Annotated in this window: 11 protein-coding genes; 7 read left to right on the forward strand and 4 right to left on the reverse strand. The window is 69.7% G+C overall.

Translation table 11 applies throughout. The features are described 5' to 3' along the window. A partial coding sequence (locus ADBZ5U_RS02940) for a lipocalin family protein (RefSeq protein WP_526262194.1) occupies positions 1–562 on the forward strand: 562 nt, incomplete at its 5' end. On the opposite strand, the gene ADBZ5U_RS02945 is transcribed toward ADBZ5U_RS02940, so the two are convergent. The 3 genes from ADBZ5U_RS02945 to ADBZ5U_RS02955 all read right to left on the reverse strand — a co-directional run bounded on the left by ADBZ5U_RS02945 (position 547) and on the right by ADBZ5U_RS02955 (position 3,024). Continuing rightward, positions 547–1,542 carry an ERCC4 domain-containing protein gene (locus ADBZ5U_RS02945; RefSeq protein WP_526262196.1) on the reverse strand — a complete coding sequence of 332 codons (996 nt, stop codon included), beginning with the start codon at positions 1,540–1,542 and terminating at the stop codon, positions 547–549. The genes ADBZ5U_RS02940 and ADBZ5U_RS02945 overlap by 16 nt on opposite strands. 213 nt (positions 1,543–1,755) lie before the next feature. Then, a complete protein-coding gene (locus tag ADBZ5U_RS02950) occupies positions 1,756–2,106 on the reverse strand; it encodes a VldE C-terminal domain-containing protein (protein WP_526262198.1) in 351 nt (116 codons plus the stop codon). Positions 2,107–2,424: 318 nt separating this feature from the next. Then, on the reverse strand, positions 2,425–3,024 hold the full coding sequence (locus tag ADBZ5U_RS02955; RefSeq protein WP_526262200.1) for an NrtR DNA-binding winged helix domain-containing protein: 600 nt from the start codon (positions 3,022–3,024) through the stop codon (positions 2,425–2,427). A 172-nt stretch (positions 3,025–3,196) separates the two neighbouring features. On the opposite strand from ADBZ5U_RS02955, the gene ADBZ5U_RS02960 reads away from it, so the two are divergent. From ADBZ5U_RS02960 to ADBZ5U_RS02975, 4 genes are all read left to right on the forward strand, one after another. Continuing rightward, positions 3,197–3,958, forward strand: coding sequence for a DUF7229 domain-containing protein (locus ADBZ5U_RS02960; protein ID WP_526262202.1), 762 nt, complete (start codon positions 3,197–3,199; stop codon positions 3,956–3,958). A 111-nt stretch (positions 3,959–4,069) separates the two neighbouring features. Then, complete coding sequence (locus ADBZ5U_RS02965; protein ID WP_526262204.1) at positions 4,070–4,654, forward strand: protein-tyrosine phosphatase family protein; 585 nt, start codon at positions 4,070–4,072, stop codon at positions 4,652–4,654. A 1-nt stretch (position 4,655) separates the two neighbouring features. Further along, on the forward strand, positions 4,656–5,624 hold the full coding sequence (locus tag ADBZ5U_RS02970) for a hypothetical protein (protein ID WP_526262206.1): 969 nt from the start codon (positions 4,656–4,658) through the stop codon (positions 5,622–5,624). A 107-nt stretch (positions 5,625–5,731) separates the two neighbouring features. Beyond that, positions 5,732–5,959, forward strand: a complete 228-nt coding sequence (locus ADBZ5U_RS02975; protein ID WP_526262208.1) for a hypothetical protein — start codon at positions 5,732–5,734, stop codon at positions 5,957–5,959. A gap of 99 nt (positions 5,960–6,058) precedes the next feature. On the opposite strand, the gene ADBZ5U_RS02980 is transcribed toward ADBZ5U_RS02975, so the two are convergent. Next, positions 6,059–7,318: an MFS transporter gene (locus ADBZ5U_RS02980; RefSeq protein ID WP_526262210.1), complete on the reverse strand. Its 1,260-nt coding sequence runs from the start codon at positions 7,316–7,318 to the stop codon at positions 6,059–6,061. A 211-nt stretch (positions 7,319–7,529) separates the two neighbouring features. On the opposite strand from ADBZ5U_RS02980, the gene ADBZ5U_RS02985 reads away from it, so the two are divergent. Together ADBZ5U_RS02985 and ADBZ5U_RS02990 are read left to right on the forward strand one after the other, a co-directional pair. After that, entirely contained in the window at positions 7,530–8,348 is an 819-nt protein-coding gene (locus tag ADBZ5U_RS02985; RefSeq protein WP_526262212.1) for a DUF7229 domain-containing protein, read from the forward strand. A gap of 177 nt (positions 8,349–8,525) precedes the next feature. Beyond that, complete coding sequence (locus ADBZ5U_RS02990; protein ID WP_526262214.1) at positions 8,526–10,259, forward strand: amidohydrolase; 1,734 nt, start codon at positions 8,526–8,528, stop codon at positions 10,257–10,259. The last annotated feature ends 177 nt before the right edge of the window (positions 10,260–10,436 follow it).

The following is a 10,436-nucleotide window of genomic DNA, read 5'->3' on the forward strand; positions in this document are numbered from 1 at the left end:
CGTACCCGCACCCGCACCCGCGCCCATGCCCGCGCCCGCGGCTGCGGTGGCGGTTGCCGGTCCGCCACCCCCGGCGGCCGCGACCGCGGCGGTGCCGGTGGCGCCGTCGAGCACCCCCGTCGACCCGGCGCAGTTCGCCGGGACCTACTACGAGCAGGGCAGCGTCAAGCAGTTCTTCTCCATCGGGCTGGTGAACACCAAGGCGGTCTACACCGCGAAGCCGGACGGCACCCTGGGTGTGCAGAACTCCGGGAACTACTTCTTCAAGCGCGGCCCGAAGTCGTCGATCACGGGCTCGGCCGTCCCGGTCAACGACACCAACACCGCGCTCAACGTCGGCTTCGGGGGAACCCCGTCGGCCAGCCCGCCGGGCAACTACGTCATCGTCGACCGGGCCCCGGACTACAGCTGGGTGATCGTCAGCGACCCGAGCGGTCGCAGTGGTTACATCCTGACCCGCAGCCAGACCATCGACCCGCAGACCTACGCCCGGCTGGTCGCGCGGTCGCGGGAGCTGGGGGTCACCGGGCGCATCACGCCGACGCGTCAGTTCCCCGGCTGAGACGTCCCCGGCCGATGGACCGCGGTCCAGGCCTGCCAGATCTCGGGACGCAGCCGTCCGCGGTCGGGCACGACCAGGCCGGCCGAGCGTGCCCATCGGCGGACCTCGGAGGTGCTCGGTTCGGGGTCCCCGGATCCGTCGTCGGGCGCCGACGTCGGCGAGATGCGGTGCGGCATAGCCTTTTCAGTGCCCCACCAGTCGTGCGCGGAGGCCAGGAAGCGGTAGGTCCACTCCTCGGCGAGCTGACGGTTCTCGCAGAACACGATCGGCACGTTGGGCCAGCGGACCTGTAGTTCGGCCAGTCCATCGGCCACGACCGCGGGCCGGACCCGATCCAGGGCGAAGACTTGGGAGTAGCGGTCCTCGACGACCACCGCCGCGCGCGGCAGCGCGGCCAGATCCGCGATCTGGTAGCGCAGCTTGCCGCCGACCAGACTGGTGACCAGATCGGCGAGCGACTTGCGTTCCACCGAGGCGACCAACTGGCCGTCGGCGATCAGCCCGTAGTCACCGCACGGCAGCGCCTGCCTGGTGGTGCCGACCCGCTGGGTGGGGAAGCGGTAGGCGTAACGCTCGCGGGAGTCGACGGCTATCCGCAGTTCCGCGATGCCGTGCGCGCGGGCGGTGGGGGTGCGCACATCGGGTCGGGCCTGCTTGCGGGTGCGCGGCGACTGCCAGAACACCATGTCGCGGCCCCGGGCCACGGTGAACACCACCTGGGACCGGTTCTCCCGGGCCCGGTCGGCGATGACGTCGATCGCCGCGCCGCGCCGCCGGCAGGAGCGCAACCTCACCCGTTCGACGATCACCGCATCCTCGGGCCACTCGTGCAGCCCGACCGGGTGGCAGTACAACGCCTTGACCCGTGGCCACGTCCCCGAGGTGCGGAACACCAGATCATCGCCGGGTTGCGGGATCCGCAGCAGATACGGCAACTTGGAGTCGACGTCGGGGTTGACCGCGATCAGTAACTCGGTCACTGCAGGGACCCGTTCGCCGAAGCATTGCCGCGCGGGGTCCGCACGCAGTGCAGGACCAGGGCGTCGCTCACGCGCCCAAATCTAATGGGCCGGCGCGGCCGCCGGGGGAACCTGTCGCGGGCAACAGTCCGGCGTGCCGACCCGGGATGCAGTCGGCGCGACCACCGGCGGTCGTGGCCGCCGGTGATCGCGCCGAAGTTGGAACGGGTTGGGTCAGGACACCGTCACGTGGACGTGGTTGAAGTGGTTGGCAACCCGCCACATCGTGTACTGCACGCCGAAGCGCGACGCCTGACTCTGGACGTCGGAGTTGATGGCGTCGCCCAGGCCCATGTCCGAGCCGATCATGATGTCCAGGGCGCGGCCGCTCGGGTGGTCCGGGCGCGAATCCGCGCGCACGCCACCGATCGACTGAACACCCGGGTAGGTCTCCATGATGTACTCCGCGAGGTTCCTGGCGTTGGGAACCAGCCCGCTGCCCCCGACCAGGGGGACGGCGGATGCAGTTGCCGACGAGGTTGCAACCAGGCCGGCGGTGATCGTCGCCAGTGCAATCTTCTTCATGGGCTAAAGGCTAGCTGGGTTCAGCAGGGCGGGGAAGTTCGTCAACAGCGTTGATTGCGAACACATTTGACAAATCCGCAATAGTACTGGCGAAGAAGTACACCACAGCGCGGAGCGGTCATTCGGCATGAAAAATGGATTATTGCAACAACATTGGGGTTCATCGACTTCTGTTCGATTTCGTCCCGTTGGGCGTGATAGGTTCGTCCCCAACCGATTTCGCGCCTTGCGGCCCAACGGAACCGTCACATCCGCAACACAGGGTGACCCAGCCCACATTCCCGGATTAACCGCTGGTCAGCGGCCGTGTTCCCGGGCTCAGCGGACCCGGCGGAATAAATCCGCCGGTCGGCCGCGCGCCCCGGTGTTCTCCTGCCTTCCGGTTCGCCGCACCTTGTCGTCCATGGCGCGGCGGAACCTGTCGCGGTCGAGGTCCTTGCCGGCGACGGCCTCGTGAACTCTGCGCAAATCGGGCAGGGTGAATTCCGTGCCCAGCAGATACTCCGGGTCGGCGCTGCCACTGTAGCGGGCCCGGACGTCGTTCTTGGCTTGACGGACGATCTCGGGGTGGTCCCACGCCAACTCGCCGGGCCGGTCCACCGGCGCCATCCGGGTGCGCGCCGCCGATCCGGTCCCAAGTGCGGACAGCCGATCCGGACGCACCAGGGCCACATGGGCGACCGACAGCACCCAGTCGCGGTCGTCGCGGTGCGGGTCGTCGAACACCCCCAACTGGCGCAGCCGCATCCCCTCCACGCCGAGTTTCCCGCGCAGGCAACGTCTCACGGCGTCGGCCAGGGTCTCGCCCCGGCGCAGGAACGTCCCGGGCAGTGCCCAGGTCCCGGTGTCGTCGCGCCACATCTCGGCGACCTCCAGCCGGTTCTCCCGGAGGTTCGGGCTCAGCAGCGCGACGTCCACCGCGACGATGGGCCGCGGATAAGGGCGACCGGTTTTTTCGGTTGCTATTGATACCTTTGTCCTGGGCTGATCATCTGGTAAGCCGTTGTCGCTCACAGGGTCCAGTCTAGGACATATTGCGGAATACGCAACAAATATGCTATGATCGGTATCTAGGGGACAGGGGGAATTCATGACCGGAATTGATTTCGGCCGGGCCGTTCTGGTGATCGCCGACGAGGACACGGCCGGCCGTCCGGACCTGCTGGCGGAGAAGGCCGCCGAGCACGGTGCCGGGATCGCCGGGACGTTCGCGTTCCCGGTGGGCGCCGCGGGCATGGCCGACGACCTGACCGAAGTGGAGGCCGTGGTCGCGGTGCTGAGCCGCGCCATCGCCACCCGCCGCGACGTCTGGTGCCCTTGGCCGCTGCAGGATTTCTGCCGCGAAGCCCACATCCGGAGACTCAGCCTGGCACTGCAGCGCCACGGCCTCAATCTGCTGATGGGCCAGCACATGTACCCGTGTCCGGTCGAGGGCGGGTACAGCGATATCGACCTCGCGTTGCGCAACGAGGTCCGCGCGGTCGACGACCTCGACCGGGCCGCGCTGGCCGCCGCCGGCTCGCGCGTCCTCGGGGCCGAGATCGAGAAGGCACTGGCCGCCGGCGCCGGGTCCGCCGAGCGGGTCTGCCGCGGTGAACGCGTCTACACCACCAGGGAGGCTGCCGGCCTGCTGGGCAAGTCTCCCAACTGGCTCTACTCGGCGCTGCGTCACAAAGTCTTCGCCTACTCCGACGGCTCGCCGGTCGAGCCGCTGCGGGTCGGGGCCAGGGGCCGGCGCCGCTACACCGGATCCATGCTGCGCGCGATGGCGCAGTCGTGCCTGCGGCACGGCGTTCTCAACAGGCGGGAGTTCGAGCAGGTGCTCGAAGATCTTTCCCGCACGGAGCGGTAGTACACCGCCTGCCCGCCGCCTGAGCGCCGCGGGTGTCGCGCACCCCCTCCGCACGGGTCGGCCCCGACTGGGCCGTCCCGCACTCAATCCATCCACCGAAAGGACCACACCATGGCACGCAACGAATCGGCCAACAACGAATCGGCCAATCACGAATCATTCCCCAGCTGGGAACACGACGACCTCATCCACGGCTACTGGGTGCTGCGGGGCCGACTGCTGGCCACCGAGTACCCCGGCGCCCGGGACCCGGGCAACACCGCCCGGAAACTCGGCGTGCTGCGGGCGGCCGGCATCACCTCCTTCGTCGACCTCACCGAGGCGGGCGAGCCCACAAGGGGCGGGGACCCGATGCGGCCCTACGACGGCGATCTGCACGCCGGGGCCCGCTACCGGCGCTTCCCGATCCCCGACACCGGCGTCATCGACGACGCCGGCTACAACGAGATCCTGGCCCACATCCGGGCCGAACTCGATGCGGGTCATGTGGTGCTGGCCCACTGCTGGGGCGGTAAGGGCCGCACCGGCACCGTCGTCGGCGCCTGGCTCATCCGGCAGGACGGCCTGGGCTACCCGCAGGTGCTCGACCGCATGCAGGATCTGCGCAAGGGTTCCCGCAAGGAGCACCACCGCGTTCCCGACACCGACGGGCAGCGCGCCGTGCTGCGTCGCCGCGCCGAGCGACGGGGGGCCTGAGATGACCGACTGGTTCGAGCGGCTCACCGGGTTCCGGGAGGACGGCTACGCATCGACCCGGCAGCGGCTGGCCGTCGAGGGCGATGAACTGGTGTCGCGGGTCAACGGCAAGCGCTACGGCATCGGCCGGTTGACCCTGCCCACCGTCGCCGAGCTTCGGGCGCGGGTGAAACCGGCTCGCGGGCAACGCACCTCGGTCCGGACCGTGTTCGGAGAAGCCCGGCAGCTGCACTCCGACCCGGCGTTGGAGGGAGCGCTGTTCCAGGTGGCCTCGCAGTTCAACGTGCTGGAGATGGTCTCCGAGCACGTCACCCCGGAGGCCGGTGTCACCGGCTATGCGTGGGACCGCACCCAGGGGCCGGCCTGCTCGCTGGCGGCCGCCGCGGCGACGATCTACCGCAACTACTTCGCCCCCGTCGGCGATCAGATCGGGCAGACCGCCGATCGGCAGATCGACGGACTCGTCCACCTGGGTGCGGCTCTGACGGAACTGACCGGCCTCCCGGTCCAGAGTCTCTGGACGATGAGCAACGGCTACGCGCTGTGCAGCCCCGAGGGTCTGGCGGCCATCGGCGCGGTGCTCGACAGTGGGTCCGAGGAGGTCCGCGACACCCTGCGCGGGCACCTGGCCATCGGCCTGCATCGCGACGTGCAGGTGACCGACGTCGAGGGCGAACCGCGCCGGCTGGTCTCCCAGGCGTTCTGTTCGGCTCTGCCCCTTGGGTATTCGCGGCTGCCCAGTCGGGACTGGGAGCCGTTCGCCCGGCTGGTGCTGGAGGCCGCCTACGAGGCGACGTTGCTCGCGGCGGCCGAGCAGGCCGCCGCGGGCGGGTCGAACACGGTGCTGCTGACCCGGGTCGGGGGAGGGGTGTTCGGCAACGACATCGCCTGGATCGACGAGGCCGTCGACCGGGCGGTTGCTCTGGTCGCCGACGCCGGCCTGGACATCCGCCTGGTCCGGTTCCGGTAGGCCCGGAAGCGGCCGGGCGACGGGACTATCGTGGTAGTCACCGGTTCGCCAGAACCGGGATTGGGGGGATTCCAATGGTTCGTTTATCGGTTCTGTGCGCAGCCGTTGTGACGGCTGCCGGCTTGGCCGGCGGCGTGTTCTCGCCGCCGGCCGCCGCCGTGCCAGGCCAGTGCATGATGACACCCTGGGGCGGCTTCTGCGACAACCCGCCCATGGCCGACGGGAGCTTCTGGCACTGCGAGGGCGCCATGGGCTTCTCCAACTGCTACCAGGCCTGCCTGGGTGGCGACGGCCGGCCGGTGCCCACCGACATGAACTGGAACACGCCCTGCTGACGGCGAAAGTCCCTGGCGCATCTCCCCTTGAACGGTCCGCGCCTGGGACCAGTCGACGCGGCCGGGTGACCCCCGCCCCCACGGTTCGTCGAGAAGTTGTCAGCCCGACGTCCCTGCAGCCTTCCGGCCCTTCGCGTCCCGAAACACTCCCACTCCGGCCGCCAGGATCACCACCGCGACCAATTGCGCGACGATGAGCACGCTCAGGGTCGAGGAGTCCGGCACGCCCTGGCCGCGGGTGCGGGCGAGCATCCCCAGCAACGGCTGGAAGGCCAGCCCGCCGATACCCATGACGAGCATGTTGGTCAACCCCATCGCCACCCCCGACAGCTGAGCCGGGGCCTCGTCCTTGACCATGGTGAAGGCCAGGGTGTAGGACGAATTGCACACGCCGAGAACGAACATCGCCGCGCACTGGGCCGCCGGACCGTGCAGCACGAACAGGATCAGGCCCATCGTGATCGCCGTCCCGACCGCCCCGAGTGCCAGCAGCAGCGCGGGCCGGCGCCAACGGGAGCACAGCCAGGCGAAGCCGAGCATGCCGGGCAGGCACCCCCAGAAGTAGAAGGATCCGACGATCGAGGCCGCCGACAGGCTCAGGTGGTGAACGGTCTGGAAGAACGAGACGCCCCAGAGCATCCCGAAGGCCACCCCGGCCGAGGCGACGAAACCGCCGGCGGCCGCGCTGGACAGGATCGGCATGGACAGGATCAGCCGCCTGAGGTCGGCGGGTGCGGGCCAGCCCGCGCCCGCCCCGGCGCCGGGCACCGTGCGGCCCCGCACGAACAGCACGATCAGCGCGAGCAGAATCGCCGAGACCACACCGCAGGTGATCATTCCGACCCGCCAACCGGACCTCTCCACGATGAACCCCAGCGTCTCCTGGCCCACCGCCGCCCCGGTCATCCCGGCCATCTCGGTCAGCGCGGCCAACAGTGGGAACCGGCCGGGCGGGAACCATTGCGCGGCCAGTGTCATCGCGCACACCACGGTCGGTGCGGCGCCCAACCCCATCAGGATGCGGGTGGCCTCGGCGAAGTTCGCGGTCTGCGACGTCGCGAACAGGAAGGACGCCACCGTGCACAGCGTCGCCCCGCCGATCAGCACCGAACGCGCACCGAAACGCGCCACCAGGATGCCCGCCGGGATCTGCAGCAGGATGTAGGGGTAGTAAAAGCTGGAGGACAGGCCGCCGAATCCCGCGTCGTCGAGCGACAGGTCGACGACCAGACCCTCGCGCATCACGCTGGGGAAGGTCTGCAGCACCATCTGGAAGAAGACGAAACCGGCCGCGGTGCCGAAGACGATCCGACCGCGCCGCACCGGCCACCCGGTCGTCGACGGTTCGCCCGGGGTCATCGGCCGCCGACACGGGTGCGAAGGGAAGGCATGCAAACCACAATTCACGATCTTGGGCCGCCCATCGGGGATGGGACGGTGCTATGTCGGAAATCGCGGGGAGACCGGCACCTGGTCGGGGATCGGCCTGCAGACCGGCAGACCGGTTCTTGTCGGCGTGCGCCGCTACGGTGATGTCGTCCAGTGCAGGCCGACAGGAGGGGAAGCTTCAATGGCGCCGTCGATCAACACCAGTTACGCCGTCATCGCGTTGGGTGATCGGGAGACCATCCGGCACTTCGACCTGACCGAGCGGGCGGCCAAGCAGGGTGCGGTCGTCAGCGAGACCTACTGCTTCGAGCCGGGAGAGGCCGCATCCAGCGACGACCTGACCGCGGTGGAGGCGGCGCTGACGGCGTTGAGCCGGGCGCTGGCCACCCATGTCGACATCTGGATGCCGTTCCCGATGGAGGACCTGGGCCGCGAGCAGCATCTGCGCCGGCTCAGCCTGGTGCTGCAGCGCCACGGCCTGAACTTGCTGATGGGCCACGACCTGGAGCCGTGCACCATGGACGGCGGGTTCAGCGCGATCGACTACGCGCTGCGCATCGAGGTCAAGGCGGTCGACGAACTCGGCTTCGCCGCACTGGCGATGGCCGGCACCCGGACTCTCGGCGTCGAGATCGAGGTGGAACTGCTGCAGGCCGCGGGGTGCGCGGCAGAGCCCGCACCCGGCCCTGAGCCGGCGCTGCGGGAGCCCGCGGAGCCCGCGGAGCCCGGGGAGTTCGGGCAGACGTTCTACAGCACCGGCGAGGTCGCGGCGTTCTTCGGCAGGTCGGTGCAGTGGGTCTACTCGGCGATGCGCAGCGGGGTCTTCGTCCATCCCGACGGTTCGCCCATCAAACCTTTGAAGGCGGGCAAGCACGGCCGGTACCGGTTCACCCTGCCGATGCTGCGGGACATGGCCCGGGCCTGCTACCGCCGCGGGGTCATCGGCGAGAACGAACTGCTGGATCTGCTGTCGGTGCTGGAGTGCGCCGAGGGGGAGTAAATCTTTGCCCACCTCTGCCCGACAGCGCGGCTTCCTGGTGGGGTCGCGGCAGCCCCGACAGGCAGTTGTCGCTGAGAGGCGGGCAATAGTTTTAGGTACTTCTCCGCGGCGCGCGCCCGGCTGAGACGCCGGCAAAACGGCCGTACTCTCGCAGTGGCCACCCCACGAAAGGCCACCATGACCGATCACCCGCACGCCGCAGACTGCTGTGCACCGCACCCGGCCAACGCGGCGCGGGTCTCCCTCGCCGGCGTCGACCCCGCCGACCGCACCGCGCACCGGCCTCGCCGCGGAAACGCGACCAAGGCCGAACTCCTGGTGACCGGCTCCCTGGTCACCATGGACGCGGCCAACCCTCGCGCCGAGGCCATGGCCGTCGCCGGCGGACGGATTCTGGCCGTCGGGTCCCGCGCGGACCTGGAGAGCTTCGTCGGCCCCACCACCAAGCTTCTCGCCCACCCGAACGGCGCGATCCTGCCGGGCCTCGTCGAACCACACCTGCACCTGGTGTCCTCGGCCCTGGTGTTCGACGGCGTGGACTGCTCGCCCTACACCAACAGAACCCTCGACGCGGTGCTGGCCTCGCTCAAGGCGGCGGTGGCCAAGGCGCCTGCCGGTCAGACCGTGGTGGGCCAACTGTTCGACCCCAGCCTGCTGCCCGGCCAGCCCGACCTGACCGCGGCACTGCTCGACCAGCTCTCCACCGAGGTCCCGATCGTGGTGATGAACGCCTCGCAGCACTTCTTCTACGTCAACTCCGCCGCCTACGCCGGGGTCGGGATCACCGCGGCCACCCCCAATCCTCCCGGCGGGGATTACGGCGCCCGAGACGGCAGGCTCACCGGCATCGTCGCCGAGGCCGCGGCGATGATCCCGTTCATGAAGCTGCTGCCGAGCCTGACACCGGAGGTGATCGCCCAGGCCATCACCGATATCGCGGCGATGGCGGCCAAGCAGGGCGTGACCTACGTCCACGAGGCGGCCACCGGCGCGATCGCCGGCGTGCAGGAGGTCGACCTGCTGCACCGGATCTTCGCCCAGCCCGGCTTCCCGGTCCGCGGGTCGATGTCGTTGTGGGGCGAGAAGCTCGGCGACTTCACCAAGGCCGGAATCACCCCCGGCTCCGGGGACGACCGGCTGCGTTCGCAGACCGTCAAATGGGTCTCCGACGGCTCCAATCAGGGCTACACCGGCTACCTGCGGGAGAACTATCTGGGCCGCGACACCCGCGGGGTGGCCAACTTCACCCCCGAGCAACTGACCGCGAACTTCGCCGCCACCGTCGCAGCGGGCTGGCCGATCATGTGCCATGCCAACGGAGACGCCGCCATGGACATGGTGATGGCGTCCTTCGCGGCCGCGGCCAGGCTGCCGTCGTGGGACCCGGCCAAGCGGCACCGCACCGAGCACTCCTCCCTGCTGCACGACGAACACATCGCCGCCATGGCCGGCCTGGGAATCACCCCGAGTTTCCTGATGAACCATGTGCGGCTGTGGGGCAGGGCGATGCGCGACGACATCCTCGGCCCGGCGCGCGCCGACCTGCTCGACCGCTACGCGTCTGCGGTCGAAGCCGGCCTGCGGGCCAGCTTCCACTGCGACTACTCCGTCTCGCCGATCGGGCCGCTGAACTACATCGCCACCGCCGCGGCCCGCACCATGGCCGACGGGGGAGAGGTGCTCAACCCCGCAGAACGGGTGACCGTCGCCCAGGCGTTGCGGGGCAGCACCATCGACGCAGCCTGGATGTGCCACGCCGACTCCCTGGTGGGCTCGCTGGAGGCGGGCAAGGCCGCGGACTTCGTCTTACTCGGCGGCGACCCGCTGGCCCATGAGGCCGATCCGGACGCCGTCCGCGAGATCCCCGTGGTGGCAACCTATTCCGAAGGAGGCGAGGTCCACTCGGGGTAGTGGCCGACGGTATCGCTGCTCGGCCGGTCCTCGATGCCCGGCGGGTGGGTCAGCGCCCCGCCCGGGCCGTCCCGGTGCTGCGGGCCGCACCGACCTCGGCCTTCCCGCCGCCCCGCGCCGCCTTGGGCGTCCTGACGGCCGGTGTCTTGACGGCCGGTGTCTTGACGGCCGGTGTCT

It is taken from the genome of Mycobacterium sp., assembly GCF_040398885.1.
Taxonomy (GTDB): Bacteria; Actinomycetota; Actinomycetes; order Mycobacteriales; family Mycobacteriaceae; genus Mycobacterium.

Coding starts and splice junctions, on each gene's coding strand:
- ADBZ5U_RS02965 (WP_526262204.1), top strand. CDS start 4,070: ATGGCACGCAACGAATCGGCCAACAACGAATCGGCCAATCACGAATCA.
- ADBZ5U_RS02950 (WP_526262198.1), bottom strand. CDS start 2,106: ATGAAGAAGATTGCACTGGCGACGATCACCGCCGGCCTGGTTGCAACC.
- ADBZ5U_RS02980 (WP_526262210.1), bottom strand. CDS start 7,318: ATGACCCCGGGCGAACCGTCGACGACCGGGTGGCCGGTGCGGCGCGGT.
- ADBZ5U_RS02970 (WP_526262206.1), top strand. CDS start 4,656: ATGACCGACTGGTTCGAGCGGCTCACCGGGTTCCGGGAGGACGGCTAC.
- ADBZ5U_RS02960 (WP_526262202.1), top strand. CDS start 3,197: ATGACCGGAATTGATTTCGGCCGGGCCGTTCTGGTGATCGCCGACGAG.
- ADBZ5U_RS02990 (WP_526262214.1), top strand. CDS start 8,526: ATGACCGATCACCCGCACGCCGCAGACTGCTGTGCACCGCACCCGGCC.
- ADBZ5U_RS02985 (WP_526262212.1), top strand. CDS start 7,530: ATGGCGCCGTCGATCAACACCAGTTACGCCGTCATCGCGTTGGGTGAT.